Here is a 25698-nt window from a genome sequence, read left to right as displayed (position 1 = left end):
ATGATTTAAATAATTAAATTTTTATAAAATGAAAAAGATAATTGTAGTAAGTTTTATGTTTTTTATTCAGTTCGCTTTTGCTCAAACAACCATTGAACTTAAGGATTTTGATGATGTAAAAGTATTTGATAAATTAAGTGTTTCTTTAATTGCTTCAAACGAAAATAAAGCTGTTATCACAGGAATAAGTCATAATAAAGTCGAAGTTGTTAATAAGAATGGACTTTTAAAAATACGGATGCCTTTAACAAAGATGATGACAGGAGATGAAGCAAAAGTAGTTTTGTATTACAAAAAAATTCAATCTATTGATGCAAATGAAGGAAGTACTGTATCTTGTACCGATACTATCAAACAGACTACTTTTGATTTAAGTACTCAAGAAGGTGCTAGTATTACAGTGGTTTTAGATGTGGATAAAACAACAATTAAAGCGTATTCAGGCGGAATAATAATTGTAACAGGTAAAGCAGTCTCTCAAACTGTTTTAATCAATTCTGGAGGAATTTTAAAAGCAAGTGAGTTTGAAACATCCCAAACTAACGTGAGTATTGCTGCAGGTGGTAGTGCTGAAATAAAAGCCAGTACGCTCGTTGATGCAAAAGTTAAAGCTGGAGGAACTGTTATGATTTATGGTAAACCAAAAGAAATTAGACAGGAAACTCTAATGGGTGGAACTGTTATTCAGAAATAAGTTTCTGAGATACCTAAATTCATATTTTCTCAATTTTGTATTTAATTTTAATATAGACTTAGTATCTTAGTAACTCTTAATAATTACTAGTAATTACTAATTTTTAATTTTTTAAAGTCATTTTTTAATGATAAACGATATTTTAACGGGTATTCCTTGGGGAGTTCTATTGAGTTTTATGATTGGCCCTGTATTTTTTATTTTACTGGAAACCAGTATTATTAAAGGATTTAGAGCTGCTTTGGTTTTTGATTTAGGGGTTGTTTTAGGAGATGTTTTTTTTATAACAATTGCTTATTTGGGTAGTTACAGATTGATTCAAAGTTTAAATGATAATTCTTCCTTATTTATTTTTGGAGGATTTATTATGATGGCATATGGTTTCATTTCTTTTATAGGAACCAAAAAAGAAAAGAAAGTAAATACTAAAACCATTGATAATGAGATTATAAAAAAGAATTATTTGGGACTTTTTCTAAAAGGTTTTTTTCTTAATATTATTAATATTGGTGTGCTAGGTTTTTGGTTGGCGGTTATTATTTCTGTAGGTCCAAAATTAGAAATGGAAACTTCAAGAGTTTTTACTTTTTTTATTTCTGTAATATTAACATATTTAGGAATTGATTGTATAAAAATAGTTTTGGCAAAACAATTAAAACACAAAATGACGCCTACTAATATCTATAAAATTAAAAGGGGAATAAGTATAGTTTTAATGATTTTCGGACTGGTTTTAATTTTTCAGGGCTGGTTTCCCAAAGAAAAGCAAATGGTAAAAAATGCTTTTGAGAAAATAGAGAAATAATTTTTGAATAAAAAAATATATAGAAGAGGCTTTAATAAGTCTCTTTTTTTTTGCTAATAATTTGTAATTATTATAAATAATTAAATAAAAATAGCTAAAATTACTTTAGTGGTTTTGATACTTCGTCTGGATTTGAACATAAATTTTACATCATTTTTTATATAAATATCACAAAAATACGGCTTAATTGCTTTAGTGATTTTGAGTCATTGTCCGGATTCGAACCTTAACTTTACTTCATTTTTTCTAAAAATTTGACATAAAAAATACGGCTGAATTACTTTAGAGTTTTTAGCGGCATCGTCCGGATTCGAACCTTAATTTTACTTCATTTTTTATAAAAATGAGACATAAAAAATACGGCTGAATTACTTTAGAGGTTTTAGCGGCATCGTCCGGATTCGAACCTTAACTTTACTTCATTTTTTATAAAAATTTGACATAAAAAATACGGCTGAATTACTTTAGAGTTTTTAGCGGCATCATCCGGATTCGAACGTAAATTTTATATCATTTTTTCTAAAAATGAGACATAAAAAATACGGCTGAATTACTTTAGAGTTTTTAGCGGCATCATCCGGATTCGAACCTTAACTTTACTTCATTTTTTCTAAAAATTTGACATAAAAAATACGGCTGAATTGCTTTAGAGGTTTTAGCGTTATCGTTTGGATTCGAACATAAATTTTATATCATTTTTTCTAAAAATGAGACATAAAAAATACGGCTAAAATTACTTTAGAGGTTTTAGCGGCATCGTCCGGATTCGAACCTTAACTTTACTTCATTTTTTATAAAAATTTGACATAAAAAAAACTACTGAATTGCTTATGAGGTTTAGTGTTATCGTTTGGATTCGAACCTTAACTTTACTTCATTTTTTATAAAAATGAGACATAAAAAAAAACGGCTAAAATTACTTTAGAGGTTTTAGCGGCATCGTCCGGATTCGAACCTTAACTTTAATTCATTTTTTCTAAAAATGAGACATAAAAAATACGGCTAAAATTACTTTAGAGGTTTTAGAGGCATCGTCCGGATTCGAACCTTAAGTTTACTTCATTTTTTCTAAAAATGAGACATAAAAAAAACCTCTAAATTACTTTAGAGGTTTTAGAGGCATCGTCCGGATTCGAACCGGAGTAGGAGCTTTTGCAGAGCCCAGCCTAGCCGCTCGGCCACGACGCCATTGTTGAACGGATGGCAAAAGTAACTTAAAATTTTAAAGTTTAAAAGTTTAAAGTTAGTTTTTTTCTTTTTTTATCTCAATTCTTATAAATTATAAAAACGCTCTTCTTCCATTTCTATGGTAACCGCTTCTACATCACCACCAATAGGAGGATTTATTTTAGAAACACCTACTTTTATTTTTGAAATCATTTCAAGTTCTGCTAATGCTCTATCGATAATTCTTTTGGCTACATGTTCTAATAAATTAGATCGAATAGCCATTTCTTCTATTACAATTGTATTTAAATGAACATAATCTACCGTATCATTCAAATTATCCGATTCAGATGATAGTTTTAAATTAGTTCTTATTTCTAAATCTACACTGTAATCTGATCCTATTTTACCTTCTTCTATTAAACATCCGTGATATGAATATGTACGTATGTTTTTTAATTTTATTGTTCCCATTTTTTATCTTTTAGGATTTAAGTAATTTTTTAAAATCATTTTGATTTTAAATATTTATTTTATCAACGACATCATTTTTTCAATGATTTTTACATCTTTAATATTTTCTTTTTTTGTTAATTAAACAAAGTTTTTATACAAATGTATTAAAAATAAGGAACTGTTTTTTCTTTAAAGTCTATTATCTTATTGGCCATTATCTATCATCTATTTTTTATCTTTGCTAAAATTATTTAAAAATGGCATCAGAAGAGAAATCACTTCATTTTATTGAACAAATTATAGAAGACAGTTTAACTAACGGCTTTCCTCAAGACAAATTACGCTTTCGTTTTCCACCAGAACCTAATGGATATTTACACATAGGCCATGCAAAATCGATATGTCTTAATTTTGGATTAGGTTTAAAATATAATGCGCCTGTTAATTTACGTTTTGATGATACAAATCCAGCTAAAGAAGAGCAAGAATATGTTGATGCCATTAAAGAAGATTTAAAATGGTTGGGTTTCAATTGGACTGAAGAATTGTATTCTTCAGATTATTTTCAACAATTATATGATTGGGCTGTTACTATGATAAAAAATGGTAAAGCTTATGTTGACAGTCAGTCTTCTGAAGATATGGCAATTCAGAAAGGTACTCCAACTCAACCAGGTGTTGATGGTCCTTTTAGAAATCGTTCAATCGAAGAAAATTTAACGCTGTTTGAAGGAATGAAAAATGGCGATTATCCAGAAGGTAGTCATGTTTTAAGAGCTAAAATTGATATGGCTTCTACTAATATGTTAATGCGTGATCCATTGATGTACAGAATATTGCATCGTCATCATCATCGTACAGGAAATGAATGGAATATTTATCCTATGTACGATTATGCTCATGGTGAAAGTGATTACATTGAACAAATTTCGCATTCTATTTGTACTTTAGAATTTGTAATGCACCGTGAATTATACGATTGGTTTTTGGATCAAATTTATGATCAAAATAAAGTTCGTCCGCACCAATATGAGTTCGCTCGATTAAATTTGAATTATACTGTAATGAGTAAGCGAAAGCTCTTGCAATTGGTTCAGGAAAATATAGTTAATGGTTGGGATGATCCTCGAATGCCTACTATTTCAGGTTTAAGAAGACGTGGTTATACTGCTGCCTCTATTCGTAAGTTTTGTGAGGTAATTGGTGTTGCTAAACGTGAAAATATAATAGATGTTTCTCTTTTGGATTTCTGTTTACGTGAAGATTTAAATAAAACAGCGCCAAGAGTTATGGCAGTTTTAGATCCTGTAAAAGTCATAATTACCAATTATCCAGTTGGAGTAGAGGAGTGGCTTGAAGCTGAAAATAATCAAGAAGATGAATCTGCTGGTTTTAGAAAAGTCCCTTTTTCTCGTGAATTATACATAGAACGAGATGATTTTCTTGAAGTAGCTCCTGCTAAATTTTTCCGTTTGAGTATAGGTAATGAAGTTCGTCTTAAAAATGGTTATATTATTAAAGGTGAACATGTTATAAAAGATTCTAAAGGTCTAATAACGGAGATTCATGTAACTTATGATGAGGATTCCAGAAGTGGGAGTGGGAGTGAAGCGAGTCAAAGAAAAGTTGCCGGAACTTTGCATTGGGTAGCTGTAAGTACAGCTGTTGAAGTAGAAGTTCGTTTGTATGATCGTTTGTTTATCGATGAGGCTCCTGACAGTCATAAGGAAAAGAGTTTTCTTGAATTTATGAATCCTTCTTCATTACAAATCGTTAAAGGTTTTGTGGAACCAAGTTTATTACATGCAAATATTGGTACTCATTTTCAATTTCAACGTTTGGGTTATTTTGTTGTTGATAAAGATACAATTGATTCAAATTTAGTATTTAATAAAACGGTTGGTCTTAAAGATACCTGGGAAGAGAAGGATAAAAAAGAAGCCAATTTATTAATGAATACCCAAAAAGATATCAATAAATATGTAAAAGAAAAAGAAGAAAAAAATGCTTCTATACTTTTAAACAATATTGTTGATAACATTAAATCTATAGATAATTTTAGTTTGCTTTGTCAAACAGTTACAAAGAATGTAAAGAATGATAATAATTCTTTATTATTTGCTAATCTACTTTTACATTTTTCTGATAAAGTGACTCCCAAAGATATTGATCAAGATATACTTCATAAATTATATTCTATGTCTTTGAAAAGTCAATTAGCTAATGTTCGTATTTTCGTTTTATTGAATATTAAAAAAGATGCTGTTAATGATTCCTTTTTTGAATCACAAATCACAGATTTAAGAAATACAGAAAAGAATGAGAAAGTCTTGGAAGTATTAAATTCTATATAAACTAATTATAGTATTCATCTATTGAAAGCGCTTTTTTAAAAGCGCTTTTTTTATTATTATATTTTTTTATTAATTATTTTTTAGTAATAGATATTATATATTAAAAACAACTTTTATATTTTAATTTTAAGACCTTTATTTGTTTATTTTATACATAAATATGTATTTTTAAAATTAGTATCTTAAAAGTGTTATTTTTCGTTTTTTATTTTAAAAAAGCCTTTTTATCTCTTTTATTTATTGTTTTTTTTCCTTTTATAATTATATTGTAATTTTTTATTAATAATATAGATGTTATAATTATTTATTATTATTAATATATTCTATAATTATAACTAATTCAATAGTATTAACTGATTAAAATCAAGCTCTATATATCTTTTTTAAAGAACTATTTATTTATTGGAATGTTCTTATACGTTTTTGTGTATTTTAATCATTACGGATCTTTATTTTAACTTTTGTAGTCTTGTTTTACACTTTAACGGCTTGTTAACATACTCTTGTTAATAAAGTTGTAAATTTATATGTATAATTTTAAAAAAGTAATTATCATGTCAAATAATACTGGAAATACAATAGTTGCAATTTTAGCAGGTGCAGCAATTGGTGCAGGAATAGGAATTTTGTTTGCACCAGATAAAGGTTCTAAAACTAGAGAAAAGTTAAAAGATGGTTTTGATGATGCCAAACACAATCTTCAAGACAAATTATATGATGTATCAGATAAAATAATTGGAAAAGTTTTAATTGCCAAAGATGATATCGATGGAAATTATGAAAATATTGTTTCCACTCTTAGTCATAAAACTGAAGATGTTATTTCTTTTTTAGAAAATAAACTTGCGGAACTTAAATTGAAAAATGCTAAATTTCAAAAATAAATTTTAGCATCTATGGTTTTTGATGAAATAAAAGAAAAAACAGAGAATATTCAAGATCAAGCTCATGCTTATTTTGAAACTTCAGCCTCATATTATAAGTTATGGGGTTTTAAGGTAGCTATGAAATCTACTACTATGATTTTAAAGTTTACTTTAATTTTGTTATGTTTTAGTATGGTTTTACTATTTGGTTCTGTTGCTGCAGCTTTGGCAATTGGTACTTATTACAATAGTTATGCTTTTGGTTTTCTTCTTATTGGTGGTTTTTATCTTGTTGCTACTTTTCTTTTATTTTTAGTTAAAGATAAAATAATTGAAGGTCCAATCTTAGAAAAATTTTCGGAAATCTTTTTTAATGATTAATTATGGAAACTAAAAAGTATTCATCCTACGCAGAAATTGATCGTGAATTAGAAATTTTAAAATTAGAAAAAGAAATTAGTTATCAAAAATTAGTTTTAAGTGTACAACAAACTAGAGATGCTATTACTCCTCAAAATATCGTTAGTGGTTTTCTAGCTCCCTACAAAGAAGCAATTCCTAATAAACTACTTGTAATTATTAAAACTATTGTTCCATTTATTATCAGTTATTTTCTAAATAGAAAAAGAGGCGATTAAGCCTCTTTTTCTATTTTTATTATATTTCATTTGTATCTGTTTCTGGTTGAATTGTTAAATCTGGATTTGTATACTTATCTTCTTTTTTTATTTTTACCTTAGGTTTGTTTTTTTTCATCATTTCACCTACTTGGTTAGATGCAGAAAAGGAGGCCACCATATTATTTAACATTTCACTTCCAGCTTGCGGTGAATTAGGTAACAGAATTAAGTTTGAATTTGCATCTGCTCCAATAGCCTGTAAAGTATCATAATGTTGTGTTACCACTATTAATGCTGAAGCTTCTTGTGAATTTATCCCTACTTTATTTAAAACATCTACACTTTCCACAAGTCCTTTTGCAATTTCTCTTCTTTGATCTGCAATACCTTGACCTTGCAAACGCTTACTTTCTGCTTCTGCTTTTGCTTTTGCAACAATTCTTATTCTTGATGCTTCTGCTTCATATTCAGCAACCGTTTTCTCTCTATCAGCAGCATTTATTCTGTTCATGGCATTTTTTACTTGAATATCTGGATCAATATCTGTTACTAACGTATTTATTATTGTATATCCATACGTTGTCATTGCTTCATTCAATTCCCTTTTAACAGCTATAGCAATATCATCTTTTCTTTCAAACACATCATCCAAAATTAACTTAGGAACTTCGGCACGTACAACATCAAACACGTAAGAGGTAATTTGATCATGTGGATATTCTAATTTATAAAATGCATCATATACGGTTTCTTTAACTACCATAAATTGTACTGAAACTTTTAGTTTTACAAATACGTTATCTTTAGTTTTTGTTTCAATAATAACATCCAATTGTTGAATTTTTAAATTTACTCTTCCGGCTATTCGATCTATTAATGGTATTTTCAATTGTAAACCAGATTGTCTTATACTATGAAATTTACCAAAACGTTCCACGATAATACTGGTTTGTTGTTTTACTGTAAAAAAGGAAGAGAGGAAAATAATAAATCCAAAAATGATTAAAAAAATTAGAGCAATGTTCATAGTTTCTGTTTTTTAGTTTGTACATGTTATACGTAAGAATAACTTTAAAGTTACAAATAAAAAAAGCTCCCAATTATTTGGAAGCTTTTATTTTTTTTAGAATGCGGTTATGGCATTTTGGAGTCTTGAAATCGTTTCTTGTTTACCAATGACTTCAACAATGTCAAATAGGTGAGGCCCTTTGAGTGCTCCTACTAAACTCAATCGGAAGGGTTGCATTACTTTTCCCATTCCAATTTCATTTTTGGTCATCCAATCTTTGACGATAGTTTCAATATTTATTGATGTAAAATCACTTATTTCTTCAAGTACGGATATCAATTCTTGCATTAATGCTGGCGTTTCGACTTTCCAATTTTTACTTGCTTTTTCATCATAACTTGTTGGTGCTATAAAAAAGAAATTACTCATTTCATAAAATTCAGAAACGAAGTCAGCTCTTTCTTTTATAAGAGATACAATTTTAGCTAAGTCAACTAATGAGAAATATCGATTCAAATCTTTCGATTCAATAATTTTAGAAAACTGTTCTGCCAATACCAGATCCTCTTGTTTCATTAAATACTGGTGATTGAACCATTTGTTTTTTTCTGGATCAAATTTAGCTCCAGATTTATGCACTCTTTTTAAATCAAAAGCTTGTGATAATTCCTCTAAAGAAAACAGTTCTTTATCTGTACCGTCATTCCAACCCAACAAGGCTAAAAAGTTTATCACAGCTTCTGGGAAAAATCCTTTTTCTCTATAACCAGATGAAACTCCTTCTGTAGTTGTCCATTCTAGAGGAAAAACAGGAAATCCCATTTTATCTCCATCACGTTTGGATAATTTTCCGTTACCTATAGGTTTAAGTATTAAAGGTAAATGGGCGAATTCTGGTGCTTCCCAACCAAAAGCACGATACAACATTACATGCAAAGGCATTGAAGGCAACCATTCTTCACCACGTATTACATGTGTAGTTTTCATTAAATGATCATCTACAATATTAGCCAAGTGATAGGTAGGCATTCCATCACTTTTGAATAATACTTTGTCATCTAAAAGATTGGTATCAAATTTTACTTCACCACGGATACTATCTTGTAAGTGCAAAATTTCATTTACAGGTGTTTTAAAACGAATTACATAATCTTCATTATTTGCAATTCTTTTCACAGTCTCTTCTTTTGAAAGTACTAATGAAGTATCTAGTTTTTCACGATTGTGATGGTTGTAAATAAATGTTTTACCCTCGGCTTCATGTTTTTTTCTATGGTTATCTAATGATTCTGCTGTATCAAACGCATAATAGGCATTTCCTGATTCAATCAATTGATCTGCGTATTGTCTGTACAAATGTTTTCTTTCGCTTTGTCTGTATGGACCAAATTTTTCATTCTTTCCAATCGTTTCATCAGGAGAAATTCCTAACCATTCTAAGGCTTCTAGTATGTATTCTTCTGCTCCTGGTACAAATCTGTTCTGATCGGTATCTTCTATTCGTAAATAAAAAGTTCCTCCATTTTTTTTTGCAAACAAATAATTAAATAAAGCGGTACGTACTCCGCCAATATGTAAAGGTCCTGTTGGACTAGGTGCAAAACGCACACGAACTGGTTTAGACATTATTATAAATTTTTTGCAAATATACAATTTCAATTTTCGTTTTAATAGATGTACTAATTGTTTATTCAATAGGCTAATATTATGTTTTATTTACATTTTATTACGCATTAAAATTATTACTTTTATTGGTTATTAATTCAGTACTATAATTTTGGAACATTCTAATTTGATACAACAAAAACTTGAAGCTTTTATAAAGAAGTATTATACTAATGAATTAATCCGGGGAATCATTTTTTTTATTGGTTTAGGATTAATTTATTTTCTTTTTACTCTTTTTATTGAGTATTTCCTTTGGTTAAAGCCACAAGGAAGAACTTTGTTATTTTGGATTTTTATCATTGTTGAAGGTTTTTTATTAGTTCGTTTTATTTTTTTTCCAATTTTTAAAATTTTTAAATTTCAAGAAGGAATCGATTATACACAGGCTTCATTGATTATTGGAAATCATTTTTCTGAAGTAAACGATACTTTAATAAACTATTTACAACTGTCAAAATCGAATTTTTCAGTTGAAAATTCCGAATTATTATTAGCTTCTATTGATCAAAAAGCAAATGCTTTGCGACCAATACCTTTTGGAAATGCTATTAATTTTCGTGCTAATAAAAAGTTTTTACCGCTAGCTATTTTTCCAATTCTTCTTTTAATCTATTTTTTTGTTTCTGGAAATAGTTTAATTATATCCCAAAGTTTAAATAGGGTAGTGCATTTTAATGCTGCTTTTTCACCTCCAGCACCGTTTGTTTTTAGAATATTAAATTCAACTTTAGTTACTGAACAAGACAAAGATTTTATTTTACATATTAAAACTCAAGGTAAAATTGTACCTGAAAGTGCTATGATATTTATTGGTGAAGAAAGCTATTTTTTAGAAACTATTAAACCTGGTGAGTTTCAATTCAAAATCACAAAGCCTGTAAATACTATTTCATTTTATATTAAAGCCAATGATGTAGTATCTTCTGATTATGAATTAAAAGTTATAGCTGTTCCGACAATTTCTAATTTCCAAATGAATTTAGTTTATCCTGCTTATCTAAATTTAAAAAGCACTATTATTAAAGGTACTGGAAACGCCATTATTCCTGAAGGAACTCAAGTTACTTGGATAATAAGTACTAATGCTACACAGAATATGATGTGGTCTAATGATTTTAAAACCTTTCCATTCTCAAAGAGTTCTAATTCTTTTCAATTGACTAAAAACATAGTTCAAAATACAGAATATCAAATAATTACATCAAATAATGCTATAAAAAACTTTGAAAAATTAAATTATCAAATAAATGTTATCAAAGATCAGTTTCCAACCATTAATATTACCAAAGCATCAGACAGCTTGGCTATTAGTAATGCTTATTTTATTGGTCAACTATCAGATGATTATGGTTTGTCAAAATTGCAAATTGTATATTACGAATCTGGAAAACCTGTAAATGTCAAACGTGGAACAATTGCTATCAAACAGGCTACTTTTGATCAATTTGTTTTTGAATTTCCTAGTAATCTTGATTTAGTAAAAGGCACTAATTATGATTTTTATTTTGAGGTTTTTGATAATGATGCCATTCATCATTTTAAAAGTTCTCGTTCCAGTGTGTTTTCAAATCGAATTTTATCTGATGAAGAGAAACAAAATTCTTTGCTAAATGAACAAAATAGTACTATCAACAGTTTGCAAAAAACACTTTCTAAACAAGATAAGCAATTTTCGGACTTAGAGAAATTGCAACAAATGAATAAAGAAAAGAATGATTTGAATTTTAAAGATCGCCAAAAAATTAATGATTTTGTAAATCAACAGCAATTACAAAATAATTTAATGAAAGAGTTTGCTAATAAAATGAAGAACAATTTGGATAAATCGAATGTTAATCAATTTGATGATAAAAAAGAATTACTTCAAAAACGGTTAGATAATACAACTAAAGAATTTGATAAAAATAAAAAGTTATTGGACGAGCTTAATGAATTAAACAAAAAAATAAAGGATGAAGACTTTGTACAAAAATTAGAAAAATATAAAGAAAACAGTAAAAGTCAAAATCGAAATCTAGCTCAATTAGTAGAGTTGACCAAACGTTATTATGTAGAAAAAAAGGCTGAACAATTAGCTGATAAATTACATAAATTATCTCAAAAAGAAGATAAATTATCTGAGAGTGATAAAGAAAATACGCTTGAGGAACAAAAGAAATTATCTGAAGAATTTGATGCTATTCAAGAAGAGTTGAAAAATTTAAACAAAGATAATGATGATTTAAAATCTCCTATGGATATTCCTTCTGATTTAGATATGGAGAAAAGTATAAAAGAAGATCTTAACAAAGCAAGTTCAGATTTGCAAAACAACAATAAAACTAAGGCTAAACCAAGTCAAAAAAGTGCTGCCAAAAAAATGCAAGAGATGTCTAAATCAATTGAGAAGTCTATGGAAGATTCAGCTAAAGATCAAATTGAAGAAGATGTAAAAATGCTTCGTCAAATATTAGATAATTTATTGGCTTATTCTTTTTCTCAAGAGGACGTAATGAATCAATTTAAAGCAACTAAAATAGGTTCACCTTCTTTTAATAAATATATAAAAACACAACAGAATTTAAAAACACAATTCAAACACATAGACGATAGTCTTTTTACATTGTCTTTACGTCAACCAAAAATTGCTGAATCCGTAACTAAGGAAGTCGCCAATGTACAATACAATATTGATAAATCAATTGAAAGTCTAACAGAATCCCAATTTTCTAAAGGTTTTTCACAACAACAATATGCAATTTCATCTGCTAATAAATTGGCTGATTTATTGAGTAATTCTTTAAATAGTATGCAAATGCAAATGTCAGGAAGTAGTAGCGGTAAGCCAAAACCAGGTCAAGGTTCAGGAATGCAATTACCTGATATTATAAAAAAACAAGGAGAATTGTCAGATAAAATTAAACAAGGAATGAAACCAAGTAGCAAACCTGGTGAAGGAAACAAACCCGGAGACAGTAATACTAAAGGCTCTCAATCTGGTAAAAGTCAAGGACAAAATGGTGATATAAATAGTGATGGTGAAGGTGACGCTAAAGCCACGATGGATATCTATAAACAGCAGCAGCAATTACGTGAAGCTTTACAAGATGAATTAAATAAAAAAGGCTTAGATAATAATGGTCAAAATACTTTAGAACAAATGAAGCAATTAGAAAAGCTGTTATTAAACAAAGGATTTAGTAATGAATCCATTCAAAAAATGAATAATATTAAACAAGAACTTTTAAAATTAGAAACTGCTATTCGATTGCAGGGTGAAGATCCAAAACGACAATCGGAGACCAATTTTAAAAACTTTTCGAATCAATCTAATCCTTTACCTAAGGTTCTTTCAGATTATTTAAATAGCATCGAAATATTAAATAGACAATCGTTACCTTTGCGCTCGAATTTTAATCAAAAAGTTCAAGTATATTTCAAACATAAATGATCAATTTTAACTACGAATCCGATTTTAATTTAGATAACGAAGATGCAATTGCTACTTGGTTAAGCGCTGTTATTCTTTCTGAAAAGAAAACAGAAGGTGAAATTAATTATATCTTTTGTGATGATGAATACCTTCACAAGATTAACTTAGAGTATCTTAATCATGATACACTTACTGATATTATAAGTTTCGATTACACTATGGGTAATGAAATTAGTGGTGATATTTTTGTATCTATCGAAAGAGTTATTGATAATGCAAAAGATTATAATACTTTATTTGAAGACGAATTGAAACGCGTATTAGTTCACGGTGTTTTACATTACTGTGGATATAAAGATAAATCTTCATCCGATGAAAAACTTATGCGCAACAAAGAAGATGAAAAAATTGCTATGTTCCACGTGAAACAGTAGTTAAAAATCTAATAAAATTATATAAAAAAGCAATACGTTCCACGTGGAACATTGTTAATTTTTTATTTTTTATTATATGTGTTTCACGTGGAACACATATTTAGAATATTTAGAATATTTAGAATATTTAGAATATTTAGAATATTTAGAATGTTTAGAATGTTTAGAATGTTTAGAATGTTTAGAATGTTTAGAATGTTTAGAATGTTTAGAATGTTTAGAATGTTTAGAATGTTTAGAATGTTTAGAATGTTTAGAATGTTTAGAATGTTTAGAATGTTTAGAATGTTTAGAATGTTTAGAATGTTTCACGTGGAACGAAATTTTGATTTCCATAATTCCTATTAGTAGGATTAATATAAAAGAGAATGTTTTTAGAAGAATACGATGTAATTGTGGTGGGAGCGGGTCATGCTGGTTCTGAAGCTGCAGCAGCTGCTGCTAATTTGGGATCTAAAACTTTATTGGTAACAATGAGTTTGCAAAACATTGCGCAAATGTCTTGTAATCCTGCAATGGGTGGAATCGCAAAAGGACAAATTGTTCGTGAGATTGATGCACTTGGTGGTTACTCAGGAATTGTTTCGGATCGAACGGCAATTCAATTCAAGATGTTGAATAAATCAAAAGGTCCAGCAATGTGGTCGCCAAGAGTTCAGAGTGATCGTATGCGTTTTGCCGAAGAATGGAGAATGATGTTAGAAGGAACACCAAATCTTGATTTTTATCAAGAAATGGTAAAGGGGTTGATTATTGAAAACGGAAAAATTAAAGGTATTAAAACTTCGCTTGGAGTTGAGATTCGTTCCAAATCGGTTGTCCTTACTAATGGAACTTTTTTAAATGGTTTAATTCATATTGGTGAAAAACAATTTGGCGGAGGTCGTGCAGGGGAGAGTGCTGCGTATGGAATTACCGAAGATTTGATTAAAGCTGGTTTTGAAGCAGGGAGAATGAAAACGGGTACGCCACCTAGAGTTGATGGGCGATCTTTGGATTATTCAAAAATGAATGAAGAAAAAGGAGATGCAATACCTGATAAGTTTTCATATTCTGATTTGACCAAACCTTTAGTTATTCAAAAATCGTGTCATATGACTTATACCTCAAATGAGGTGCATAATATTTTGAGAGAAGGTTTTGATCGCTCTCCAATGTTTAACGGAAGAATAAAAAGTATTGGTCCGAGATACTGTCCGTCTATTGAAGATAAAATTAATCGTTTTGCTGATAAAGAGCGTCACCAATTATTTGTCGAACCTGAGGGGTGGAATACTTGTGAGGTTTATGTGAATGGTTTTTCAACTTCTTTGCCGGAGGATATACAATTTAAAGCTTTGCGTTCTGTTGTTGGTTTTGAGAATGTAAAATTCTTTCGTCCAGGTTATGCTATCGAATATGATTATTTTCCGCCAACACAGTTGAAACATACTCTTGAAACTAAATTGGTAGAAGGTTTGTATTTTGCTGGACAAATTAATGGAACTACAGGTTATGAAGAAGCAGCTTCTCAAGGTTTGATGGCTGGTATCAATGCGCATTTGAAAGTACATGAACAAGCTCCATTAATTCTAAAAAGGGATGAAGCTTATATCGGTGTTTTGATTGATGACTTAATTACGAAAGGAACTGAAGAACCTTATCGTATGTTTACGTCTCGTGCGGAATATAGAACATTGTTGCGTCAGGATAATGCTGATTTTAGATTAACACCACTTTCGTATGAAATTGGTTTAGCATCGGAAGCACGTTTGCGTAGAATGGAACATAAACTGAATGAGTCTGAAAAAATGGTTTCTTTCTTTAAGGAAACAAGTGTTTCTGTAGCTGAGACTAATCCTATTTTAGAATCTAAAGAAACGGCTCTTATTTCTCAAGGAGATAAAATGTTTAAAGTTTTTTCTAGGCCTCAAATCGATTTGGAAGATATTATGAAGTTTGAAAAGGTTAAGGAGTATGTAGCTGAAAATAATTTAGATCAAGAAATTTTAGAGCAAGCTGAAATTCAAGTTAAGTATTCTGGTTATATCGAAAAAGAAAGAAATAATGCTGATAAGCTTACACGATTGGAAGATGTGAAAATTCCAGAAAATTTCGATTATAATAAAATCAAATCGATGTCAATTGAAGCTAAACAAAAATTAGCTAAAATACGTCCTGTTACCATTTCTCAAGCTTCTAGAATTAGTGGAGTTTCTCCTAGTGATGTTTCGGTGCTTTTGATTTATATGGGCAGGTAGAGGATTTTTTTATTGATTTTAGAGTTGCTTTATTGTTGTATAAATTTTCGATATTTTTAAATCATTTCAAGTTTTACTTTAAGTGATTTTTTTTGGATTTAAATTAATTTCGTAATTTGTATTTCAATGGCAATTTTTACTCTTTTGTTTTGTTTTTGAAATGGAACATATAATCTAATTTCTTTGATTTAAAATGATTTGTTCCACGTGAAACTACGGCTGTAATGCCTATATTTGTTGAATAAATGGTTTATATTTCTATTGAAAATGAAAATTGTCGAAGTAACGAGTTTAACTTTAGATCAGAAACAATCGTTGTTTGAACTTTGGAATTTGGAGTATCCAGAAAGTATTTGTTATAAGGTATTGTCCGATTTTGAATCTTATCTTGACTGACTTTCTAAAACAAATCATTTTTTATTGATAAATGATCAAAATCAATTGAAAGGTTGGGCATTTACTTTTTTTAGAGAAGAAGAAGATTGGTTTGCAATTATTTTAAATTCAAATATACACGGAAACGGTTTTGGAACTCTTTTATTAAATGAATTGAAAATATCTAAATCAAATTTGAATGGTTGGGTAGTCGATCATCAAAATGATAAAAAACAAAATAAGGATACTTATTTTTCACCTTTAAATTTTTATATCAAAAATGGTTTTAAAGTTAACCAAAACATAAGATTGGAAAATAATTATATATCAGCTGTTAAAATCAGTTGGATAAGAGAATAGAAAGATTCTCATTGCATGATAGAATAAAAAAGAATTTCTTTTCAACTCTTTGTATAGAGTTGGATTTATTTATTTAAAAAAACAAATGGACATTACAAACAAAAAACATTTTCTTACGGTTAAAGATTTTTCAGTTTCTCAAGAAGTTTTCGAGCTTTTTCATGATGAAGATTTAGATATGCTTATCACACATCCACAACCTAGTTTGGATGTTTTAGGAAAATACTATGAAAGTGTTGACTATATTTCACATACGGACTCCAAAAGATCCTTGTTTGAGAAGGCTTATCATTTTGTTAAAAATATAGCTTTAAAAAATAAACTCGATTTAATTAATTCTCATCAACCTTCAAAAGGTTTGATTTTGGATATTGGTGCTGGTACTGGAGATTTTTTAACTGTTGCACAAAAGGATGGTTGGAAAACAATAGGAGTAGAGCCTAGTGAAAAAGCTAAGTCTATTGCCAAAGGAAAAGGTGTTACTTTTGTTGAAAATACTGTTGAATTGGAAAGCCATATTTTTGATGTAATTTCGATGTGGCATGTTTTAGAACACGTTCCTAATTTAGAAGAACAAATCAAAGAGTTGAAAAGATTGCTTAAACCAAATGGAACTTTAATTATTGCAGTTCCTAATTTCAAATCTTTTGATGCAAAATATTACGAAAATTTTTGGGCTGCTTATGATGTGCCAATTCATTTTTGGCATTTCTCAAAAATGGCTATTCAAAAATTATTTGCAATTGAGAATATGAAATTAGAAAAAGTGCTTCCAATGAAATTTGATTCTTTTTATGTAAGTCTACTTTCTGAAAAATACAAAACAGGAAAAATGAATTATATTAAAGCTTTTATCATTGGTTTGCAATCGAATTGGAAAGCAAAACAAAAAATGGAATATTCATCGCATATTTACATCCTTAAAAACAACTAAAAAGCATTTTAAGTTATTTTAAAGCCTTATTTATGTTCTTTTTATAACTTTTATTGAAATTATTTTTTTTATCGATAAGAATTAAGCTGACGAGTTTGGTTTTAATAGCTTTTCCTGATTATTTTTATATATTTTAATAATATTAATTTATTGCTAATTTTATAGTAGCATTTATAAAACTTTTTATCAATACTATCTATTTTTTTATATTTTTGTCATCATACTAAAAAAACTTGAAATACACCAAAATGAAGAAAGCATTATTATTTATCGCAATTTCAATATCACTTGTTTCTTGTGATAAAAAATCAGAAGTAAAAGAATTTAAAACAGCGTATGTAGATACAGCTGAATTGATGAAAGAATATACCGAGACTAAAGATTTAGAAGCAAAATATAAAGGGCAAGCTGCTGAAAAGGGAAGACAACTAGAAGCCGAAATTAGCAGATTCAAACAAGATGCTGCAAATTTTCAACGTAATGCTCAAGCAAATGGACAAGAATGGGCTCAAAAAAATGGCGCTGAATTGCAACGTAGAGAGCAACAATTAGCTCAGGCACAGCAAGGTTTGCAAATGCAATTACAACAAGAAAGTGGAAAAGAAATGGATTCTCTTGTAAAAGGAGTTAAAAAATTTATTAAGGATTACGGTAAAGAAAAAGGATATGATTATATCTACGGAACTGGTGATGCTGCTTCTGTTTTGTATGCTGAAGAAAAATATGATATTACAAAAGATATTGTAAAATTATTAAATGAAAAATACAAATCTGCTGCTAAAACAGAAGAAACTAAAAAGTAATTTCTTTTATAAAATATTTATAAAACCTTCATCTTGAATAAGATTGAAGGTTTTTTTGTTTATTTACTGAATTTTAAAGGACCTAAAATGACACACGTACAACATAGAAGTACTTTAGCAGAAGTTACATTCTCTTTTTGGATAATGAAAATTTGTGCTACTACACTAGGAGAAACTGCTGGTGATTTGTTTTCTATGACTTTAGATTTTGGGTATGCTATTAGTTCTTTACTTCTACTTGGATTTTTTCTTGTTTCTTTAATTATTCAATTAAAGTCCCAAAAGTATGATCCTATAAAATACTGGGCTGTAATTCTTGCAACTAGCACTGCAGGAACTACAATTTCTGATTTTATGGATCGAACATTAGAATTGGGTTATGCAAAAGGTTCTTTACTTTTAATTTGTTTATTACTTTTAACTTTAGCAATATGGCATTATAAAGAAAAATCGTTGTCCGTTACTACTATTACCAACTTGAATAGTGAATTGTTTTATTGGACGGCCATACTTTTTTCTAATACCTTAGGAACTGCATTTGGAGATTATTTAGCTGACAATTCTGGATTAGGTTTTTCTGGTGGCGCTATCTTTATAGGAATTTTATTATTATTAATAAGTTTGGCTTATTATTTTACAACAATATCTCGCATCCTTTTGTTTTGGATCGCCTTTATTTTAACACGTCCTTTTGGCGCTACTTTTGGTGATTTATTAACTAAATCAAACTTAAAAGGAGGTTTTAACCTCGGAACAATTGGATCATCATTAGTTTTGTTTTTTATTCTTTTTATTTTAATACTTATTTCAAAAAATAAAATTGCTAAAAACATCGTATCCAAATAATTAATTATCATTTTTAGTTTTTTACAATAGTAACACTTTTTTAATTTATACGCCGAATGCAATCTTTATCTGAAGCCGCTTCTTATGCTCTCCGTTTTATCAATCAAACGCATCAATCTGTTTTTCTTACCGGAAAAGCAGGAACAGGTAAAACTACACTTTTAAAGGAAATCATCGCAACAACACATAAGAATACAGTGGTTGTGGCTCCAACGGGTATTGCAGCGCTGAATGCTGGTGGGGTTACAATTCATTCTATGTTTCAATTGCCTTTTGGTGGATTTATTCCAGACAATTCTGCTCCCCAGTTTTCTGATACGACTAAGTTTGAAACCAAAGCTACTTTGCGTAGGCATTTTAAAATGAGTGGACAAAAACGCGCAGTCATTCGGAATATGGAATTGCTTATCATAGATGAAGTCAGTATGTTACGAGCTGATTTGTTAGATGCAATGGATTATATGATGCAAACCGTTAGAAGGAAATCGGCTCCTTTTGGTGGTGTCCAAGTATTATTTATTGGGGATTTATTACAGCTTCCGCCTATCATTCGAGATGATGAATGGCGTACACTTCGAAATTATTACAGAGGAAAATTCTTTTTTCATGCACATGTGATTCAGCAATTTCCACCATTGTACATCGAATTGTCTAAAATTTACAGACAAACCGATGATCGATTCATTTCTGTTTTGAATAATCTGCGGAATAATGAAATCACGCCGATTGATATTCAGATGCTGAACGAATTTGTTAAACCTAATTTTGATTTGAAATCCAATAAAGGTTACATTACCTTGACGACCCACAATGCCAAAGCCGATGTGATGAATGCGCAATCACTTGAAGACTTGGAAGGGAAGTTAACTACCTTTTTTCCTGAGATTACTGGTGATTTCCCCGAAAAAATATATCCAGTAGATCCCAATTTGCAGTTAAAAGTAGGCGCTCAGATTATGTTTGTCAAAAATGATTTGTCGCTTGATAAAAATTATTTCAACGGAAAAATGGGTATTGTCAAAACAATGACCAGCAAAGAAATTTGGGTTCATTTTCCAGATGAAGATAAAACCATTGAAGTCGACAAGTACGAATGGCAAAATATTCGGTACACTGTCAATGAGATGACCAAGGAAATAGAGGAGGAGGTATTGGGTACATTTGTGCATTACCCGATCAAGTTGGCATGGGCGATTACTGTTCACAAAAGTCAGGGATTAACTTTTGACAAAGCTGCGCTCGATGTATCGCAAGTTTTCCTGCCTGGGCAGGCTTATGTAGCATTATCGCGTTTGCGATCCTTAAATGGGCTTGTTTTGCTTTCTCCATTACGAATGAATGGCATTTCAAACGATCAGGATGTGATGGATTACGCAGAGAACAAAGCCACTGAAGAAGCGCTTGCGAATGCCTTAAAACGAGAAACCAAGAATTTTATTCTGAACTATCTCAAAAACAGCTTTGATTGGAACGAGTTGGCACAAGAATGGCGCAATCACCAGTTCAGTTACAACGAAGATGCCGAAAACTCTGTAAAATATAAACATAAAGCATGGGTTCACAACCAAGCTGGAGTTATTTGGCAATTGTTAGAACCTTCTTCTAAGTTTTTAATGCAATTGGATCGATTGTTCCACAGTGAACAGTTGGAGTTCAGTCATATTTCAGATCGGATAAATGCTGCCTTTAATTATTTTATGGATCCGATGGACAAGTTGGTTTACGAAATCCTTTGGAAAATTGAAGAGGTAAAACGAATCAAAAAGGCCAAAGCTTTTTATGATGAATTAACCCTACTTGACGATTTGCAAACCAAAGCGGTACTTCAACTGATGAAAGCCAAATTAATGATGGCCACATTGGTAAAAGGTGAAACGATCTCTAAAGAAAAATTGACCTCCGAAGAAATAAAAAAGTACAAAGCCATAAAGATAGAACGCGTCATTGAAGATTTTATAAAGGCGAATATTACTTTGATTGAGGACGAAAAAGATGCTGAACGTTACGCTCCCAAGAAATCAGCCAAAAAGGAACCCAAAAAATCTACTGTACAAGAAACTTACGAGCTTTGGTTGGAAAAGAAAACAGTTCAAGAAATTGCCACTATCCGCAAGTTTACCCAGGAAACCATTTTGTCACATCTCACCAAATTGATTCAATCTAAAACCATTAGGATTAATGAAGTATTTTCTGAAGAAAAAATAACGGCTCTGTCTGAGGCTTTTGCAGGTTACAAAGAGGAATCAGTTTCTCCCTTAAAAGAAAAATACGGGGACCAATTTTCTTGGGAAGAACTTAGAATGTTTAAAGCGAGTTTGAATGTATAAATTTTATAAATATTTTTTTTATTATAAAACGGGGAGACAGGTTATGGTAAACTTCTTTTATAAATTTAACTAAAGTAAACTAAAGTATTATAAATACAGTTCAAAATATATAACAGTATAATTTATATATCGTATTTCTAAAACCGAATTTAGGTCAAAATTAAGTATGGATTGTTTAAATTACACTAATTATTTTAATTCAAAATAGGCATTGTGTCAAATATTGATGCAAAAAAATCACAAATATCCCCATTCTATAATGGTTCTATTTGTGATTTGATTATGTTGACTTTATTTAATTTTCTATAAAGATTGAATTAATATCCAAGCTTCTGGATTATCTGATGTTGTAATTGTATTTTTTTCTTTTTCTGCTTCTGCAAAAGTAGAATAACTGCCATATAAAACAGGATATAATCCATTTTTATTAATACCCAAAACTCGCGCTTTAAAACCTTTTGCTATTAATTGATTGTATCTTTTTTGTGCGTTTGCTTCACTTCTAAAAGCTCCCGCCATAATGTGATACGGTAATTTTGTTACTTCTTTATTCGATTTTAAAGAAAGTGTTACTGCTGGTATTGGAGTTTTGATAAAGAAAGTTGCTTCTTGAATCTTGTTCTGTACTTGTTTTTGAACCGCAGTTTCTACCAAAATGGTTTCGGAAGCGATTCTGTTTTGATACATAGGATAAGCAATAGTTCCAGCAACACTTAATCCCAAAACCAAAATGGCTGCATACTTGATATATGGATTTGATTTTTTAGTTTCGGTATCTGGAATAAAATTGAAAAGTGATTTTTCTTCTTCGACAATTGCAGTAGTTATCTCTGAAATTGTTGTGTTTTTTATCACTTCTAATTCTCTTTTAACTTTTGGTGAAACAAAAGAAGTTAATCCAAATGATTCTGACAAATAGTTAGTTTGCTCATTTAGAGTAAAATGCAAGTTATTTTCACTAGTAAGACTTATAACTCCAATATTTTTTATCGAAATAGAATTATTTTCTTGTAATGCTTTTTTCCAATTTAAAACTTCATATTCTATAGCACTTACAGCATAATCGTAAGATGTTTTTTCAGCTTGTGCTATATGATTGGCCAATAATCCGTCATTGTTTTTTAAATAACTATTAAACGAAATCATCTTTTTTGGCGGAAAAAAGGAATTTGAATTTTCTATCAATTGAGCCGATTGGATTTCGGTCAAAAAAGCTCCAAAACCTGGAACGGTTACACATTGGTAACGGTATAAAAGTTGCGCGATGTATAGTTCGATTTTCATAGTAACAAAGTTATACAACCAAAATAGTTATCAAAATTTTATTCACAATTTTTATTAACAATTTGCATTGTTTTACAAATCAATTAATTGCAATTTCATTACTCCTTTATCCTATAAATTAAAGTCTACTATTTTCATTTTTATTCTTACTTTATATTGTTTTTGAATTGAATTTATCTGAATATCTATTTAATAGAGATTAAAAAAAATTTATGGAATCAAAAATAAGTAGTATAATTGTAAGATATGTCAGAAGAAAATATATTTTATTTATTGGCTTTACTCCGAATTGAAGGAGTAGGGGATATTATGGCCAAAAAACTGCTTGCCCATTTTGGTACTGCCGAAAAAGTTTTGAATGCCAAGTCGGATCAACTCGCCGCTATTGACGGTGTAGGAACAGTTTTGCTAAAAAATTTTAAAGACAAAACTATTTTTGAAAAAGCGAAACAGGAACTTTATTTTATTCAAAATAATAACATTGAAGTGCATTCTTATCTAGAGGAAAAATATCCAGATCGATTGAAACATTGTATTGATAGTCCTGTTTTGTTATTCACCACAGGAAATATTAATTTAAAAAACCGAAAAATAATAAGTATTGTCGGAACACGTCAAATTACCTCTTATGGTACCGAGTTTTGTCGTAAATTGATAGAAGATTTGGCACCTTTGGATCCAATTATTGTAAGTGGTTTTGCTTATGGAGTTGACATTGTGGCACATCAACTGGCAATGGATCATAATTTACAAACCATTGGTGTTGTGGCTCATGGTTTGAACCAAATTTATCCAAAACCACACAAAAAGTATGTTGCCAAGATGGAACAAAATGGAGGTTTTATGACTGAGTTTTGGAGTTCCTCTAATCCAGATAAAGAGAATTTTGTTCGTAGAAACCGTATTGTAGCGGGAATGACCGAAGCAACTATCGTCATCGAATCTGCTGACAGAGGCGGTTCGCTCATTACCGCCAATATGGCCAATGATTACAATCGAGATGTTTTTGCAGTTCCCGGTCGTACAACTGATAAATACAGTCAAGGTTGTAATAATTTAATTAAAACCCAAAAAGCAAATGTATTAACTAGTGCTGCTGACTTAATTTATATGCTGAATTGGGATATTGAGCAAGAAACCAAAACCATACAAAAACAATTGTTTGTCACACTGGATGATGATGAACAAAAAGTATATGATTATCTTATGAAATCAGGCAAAGAACTGATGGATATCATTGCCCTGCATTGTGATTTTCCTATTTACAGGATTTCTGGATTACTACTCAATATGGAGTTGAAAGGAGTGATACGACCATTGCCAGGTAAAATGTTTGAGGCGATTTAGAATACGCTATAAAAAAAGCTATAATTATCATTGCAATAATTATAGCTTTTATGTTGTACGAGAATTTTGTTTTAACCTTTAGGGATTTTAATTTTCCATCCTACTTTTATCATGTCAGGATTTGAAATTACATCTTTGTTAATTTCAAAGATTTTTTGCCAAGTAGTGCCGTAATGTCCTGCAATTTTTGACAATGAATCTCCACCAACTACAGTGTATACTTCAAATTTTGGAGTACCCGCTCCTTCCGGAACCGTTAAGTTCATTACTACATCTGCAGATCTAAATTCAGGATCTATTTTTTCATAAACAGCCCAAATTGTATCTTTAGCTGCGCTACTGCTTACAGCACCATCAATATACAAAACATTATTTTGTTCTCTTACTTGTAAATTTGTTACGCCTTGACTTTTTGCGGTATTTATAAGTTCACTATATTTTTCTTGTAAAGCCATACTATTTAATTATTAGTTTATTTTCAACTTTTTTAGGTTTTAATGTTTGAATGCTTTGCATTAATGGCATTAAATTGTTTTTTTTAATTTCACCGGTTAAGGTAACTACACCAAGAGATACATTAGCTGTAACACCAGGGTAATTGTTCAAAACACCTTGAACGGCAGTTATTAAAGTCGCATCTGGATTAATTACAACAGGAGCAGGTGGAGGCGGAATGGTACAATTATTTACAACAGATTTTACACCTTTAATGCCTTTGACCATAGTTTCGCAACTGGTCTTGCAAGTATTGTCTTTGCATTCCCCCGATATTGTAACAATGCCTTCTTTAACCGTTGTAGTAAGTCCAGACATAGCAGGCATGGTAGCCATTTTTTCCGAAATTGATTTTTGGATGTCTGTATCTTTAGGAGCACAGGAAAATAAAAATAAACATACAGTTACCATCGATAAGATGGTCATAATTTTAGTTGCTTTCATATTTATATTATTTTATAATTGATTAATACTAAATTAGTTATAAAAATAATGCAAATATATATTCTTGATAATTTTTTATTTAATTATTTTAGTTTGCAAAAAGAAAGCTGATTGAAAATTTATTGATTTAATAAACAACTAAAGATTAAATTTTATCATTTGCAAATCCCACTCTTGAGAGGTACAAAGTTTTTTGTTGTTTTAAGTCTAGCTGTTTTATATTGTTTTTGCTATACTAAAGCATTTAGATTTATTAAAAAATCACGATACAGTTATAGTTTATTAGTTTTTTCTGTAACTCGTAAGCTAATGGCATTTTAATAGATTATGTTTGTGTAATTGTGTGTATTTTAATAAGAAATTTAAATTATTTATTTAAAATATAGGGCTCATTCGAACCATAAATTTCCAAGACCTATCACTACTTTTAAATAATCGTTAATTATAAAAAAAACTTTACTTCTGTCTTATTAATTTAACGGTTTATTTGGTCTCAGCAACGCGATCCACGTCACGATTTGACGAGCTTTACTTCCGGAAAGATCATTGTGAAATTAAAAGACAATGTGAATGCAAAGGTTTCCTATACTAGCAAAGTCTAAAGTTCACCTCTGCTTTCCTTTAAATAAATTTAAGGTTTTTATCTAATCCAAAGTAAAGGCAAAGTATAGCTGCCCCTCTCGCTGAGCGAAATCTCATGACTTTGCGTTTTTTTACAAGAACATTAAAAAAAGTTCGAAGTCGGGAGACTTCAAAGA

The 25698-nt window shown here is 29.9% G+C and carries 22 protein-coding genes and 1 tRNA gene; 16 read left to right on the top strand and 7 right to left on the bottom strand.

Going from position 1 to position 25698, the window contains the following annotated elements; translation table 11 throughout:
- Positions 1-28: 28 nt before the first annotated feature.
- Positions 29-694, top strand: a complete 666-nt coding sequence (locus OYT91_RS13600; protein ID WP_281238394.1) for a head GIN domain-containing protein — start codon at positions 29-31, stop codon at positions 692-694.
- Positions 695-821: 127 nt separating this feature from the next.
- Complete coding sequence (locus tag OYT91_RS13595; RefSeq protein ID WP_281238393.1) at positions 822-1499, top strand: LysE family translocator; 678 nt, start codon at positions 822-824, stop codon at positions 1497-1499.
- Positions 1500-2616: 1117 nt separating this feature from the next.
- Here the strand turns inward: OYT91_RS13595 and OYT91_RS13590 are convergent.
- A tRNA-Cys gene (locus OYT91_RS13590) sits at positions 2617-2687 on the bottom strand.
- An 84-nt stretch (positions 2688-2771) separates the two neighbouring features.
- Positions 2772-3140, bottom strand: coding sequence for a dihydroneopterin aldolase (gene folB, locus OYT91_RS13585; RefSeq protein WP_269224351.1), 369 nt, complete (start codon positions 3138-3140; stop codon positions 2772-2774).
- Positions 3141-3379: 239 nt separating this feature from the next.
- Between folB and OYT91_RS13580 the strand changes: the two genes are divergently transcribed.
- The 4 genes from OYT91_RS13580 (at position 3380) to OYT91_RS13565 (ending at position 6980) form a co-directional block, all read left to right on the top strand.
- Positions 3380-5476 (top strand): glutamine--tRNA ligase/YqeY domain fusion protein, encoded by a 2097-nt coding sequence (locus tag OYT91_RS13580; RefSeq protein WP_281238392.1) that lies wholly within the window; start codon positions 3380-3382, stop codon positions 5474-5476.
- Positions 5477-6030: 554 nt separating this feature from the next.
- Positions 6031-6360 carry a YtxH domain-containing protein gene (locus OYT91_RS13575; protein ID WP_269224353.1) on the top strand — a complete coding sequence of 110 codons (330 nt, stop codon included), beginning with the start codon at positions 6031-6033 and terminating at the stop codon, positions 6358-6360.
- A gap of 12 nt (positions 6361-6372) precedes the next feature.
- Positions 6373-6723, top strand: a complete 351-nt coding sequence (locus OYT91_RS13570; RefSeq protein ID WP_281238391.1) for a competence protein — start codon at positions 6373-6375, stop codon at positions 6721-6723.
- 2 nt (positions 6724-6725) lie between these two features.
- Positions 6726-6980: a DUF6327 family protein gene (locus OYT91_RS13565; protein WP_269224355.1), complete on the top strand. Its 255-nt coding sequence runs from the start codon at positions 6726-6728 to the stop codon at positions 6978-6980.
- Positions 6981-6999: 19 nt separating this feature from the next.
- Here OYT91_RS13565 and OYT91_RS13560 read toward each other — a convergent pair whose 3' ends face one another.
- Both OYT91_RS13560 and gltX read right to left on the bottom strand, forming a co-directional pair.
- A complete protein-coding gene (locus tag OYT91_RS13560; RefSeq protein WP_281238390.1) occupies positions 7000-7989 on the bottom strand; it encodes an SPFH domain-containing protein in 990 nt (329 codons plus the stop codon).
- Positions 7990-8085: 96 nt separating this feature from the next.
- On the bottom strand, positions 8086-9597 hold the full coding sequence (gltX, locus tag OYT91_RS13555; RefSeq protein ID WP_281238389.1) for a glutamate--tRNA ligase: 1512 nt from the start codon (positions 9595-9597) through the stop codon (positions 8086-8088).
- Positions 9598-9763: 166 nt separating this feature from the next.
- On the opposite strand from gltX, the gene OYT91_RS13550 reads away from it, so the two are divergent.
- The 9 genes from OYT91_RS13550 (at position 9764) to OYT91_RS13510 (ending at position 21370) form a co-directional block, all read left to right on the top strand.
- Complete coding sequence (locus OYT91_RS13550) at positions 9764-13069, top strand: DUF4175 family protein (protein WP_281238388.1); 3306 nt, start codon at positions 9764-9766, stop codon at positions 13067-13069.
- Positions 13066-13485, top strand: a complete 420-nt coding sequence (gene ybeY / locus OYT91_RS13545; RefSeq protein ID WP_269224357.1) for an rRNA maturation RNase YbeY — start codon at positions 13066-13068, stop codon at positions 13483-13485. The genes OYT91_RS13550 and ybeY overlap by 4 nt, the downstream gene beginning before the upstream one ends.
- 368 nt (positions 13486-13853) lie before the next feature.
- On the top strand, positions 13854-15725 hold the full coding sequence (mnmG, locus tag OYT91_RS13540) for a tRNA uridine-5-carboxymethylaminomethyl(34) synthesis enzyme MnmG (RefSeq protein ID WP_281238387.1): 1872 nt from the start codon (positions 13854-13856) through the stop codon (positions 15723-15725).
- Between the two features lie 267 nt (positions 15726-15992).
- Positions 15993-16121 (top strand): hypothetical protein, encoded by a 129-nt coding sequence (locus OYT91_RS13535; protein ID WP_281238386.1) that lies wholly within the window; start codon positions 15993-15995, stop codon positions 16119-16121.
- Positions 16122-16145: 24 nt separating this feature from the next.
- Complete coding sequence (locus OYT91_RS13530; RefSeq protein WP_281238385.1) at positions 16146-16460, top strand: hypothetical protein; 315 nt, start codon at positions 16146-16148, stop codon at positions 16458-16460.
- Between the two features lie 85 nt (positions 16461-16545).
- Positions 16546-17394 carry a class I SAM-dependent methyltransferase gene (locus OYT91_RS13525; protein WP_281238384.1) on the top strand — a complete coding sequence of 283 codons (849 nt, stop codon included), beginning with the start codon at positions 16546-16548 and terminating at the stop codon, positions 17392-17394.
- A 248-nt stretch (positions 17395-17642) separates the two neighbouring features.
- The gene (locus tag OYT91_RS13520) at positions 17643-18197 is read left to right on the top strand and encodes an OmpH/Skp family outer membrane protein (protein WP_269224361.1); all 555 of its coding nucleotides are present in this window, start codon (positions 17643-17645) and stop codon (positions 18195-18197) included.
- A gap of 87 nt (positions 18198-18284) precedes the next feature.
- On the top strand, positions 18285-19043 hold the full coding sequence (locus OYT91_RS13515) for a COG4705 family protein (protein ID WP_281238383.1): 759 nt from the start codon (positions 18285-18287) through the stop codon (positions 19041-19043).
- Between the two features lie 56 nt (positions 19044-19099).
- On the top strand, positions 19100-21370 hold the full coding sequence (locus OYT91_RS13510; protein WP_281238382.1) for a helix-turn-helix domain-containing protein: 2271 nt from the start codon (positions 19100-19102) through the stop codon (positions 21368-21370).
- Positions 21371-21673: 303 nt separating this feature from the next.
- On the opposite strand, the gene OYT91_RS13505 is transcribed toward OYT91_RS13510, so the two are convergent.
- Positions 21674-22654, bottom strand: a complete 981-nt coding sequence (locus tag OYT91_RS13505; protein ID WP_281238381.1) for an HU domain-containing protein — start codon at positions 22652-22654, stop codon at positions 21674-21676.
- Between the two features lie 246 nt (positions 22655-22900).
- On the opposite strand from OYT91_RS13505, the gene dprA reads away from it, so the two are divergent.
- Positions 22901-24001 carry a DNA-processing protein DprA gene (dprA, locus tag OYT91_RS13500; protein WP_281238380.1) on the top strand — a complete coding sequence of 367 codons (1101 nt, stop codon included), beginning with the start codon at positions 22901-22903 and terminating at the stop codon, positions 23999-24001.
- Positions 24002-24072: 71 nt separating this feature from the next.
- On the opposite strand, the gene OYT91_RS13495 is transcribed toward dprA, so the two are convergent.
- Complete coding sequence (locus tag OYT91_RS13495) at positions 24073-24456, bottom strand: LysM peptidoglycan-binding domain-containing protein (protein WP_281238379.1); 384 nt, start codon at positions 24454-24456, stop codon at positions 24073-24075.
- A gap of 1 nt (position 24457) precedes the next feature.
- Positions 24458-24940 (bottom strand): BON domain-containing protein, encoded by a 483-nt coding sequence (locus OYT91_RS13490; RefSeq protein WP_281238378.1) that lies wholly within the window; start codon positions 24938-24940, stop codon positions 24458-24460.
- Positions 24941-25698: the final 758 nt, after the last annotated feature.

It is taken from the genome of Flavobacterium praedii, from assembly GCF_026810365.1.
Taxonomy (GTDB): domain Bacteria; phylum Bacteroidota; class Bacteroidia; order Flavobacteriales; family Flavobacteriaceae; genus Flavobacterium; species Flavobacterium praedii.
Note: the sequence above shows the minus strand (reverse complement) of the source record. Positions and strands in the feature narration are given on the sequence as shown.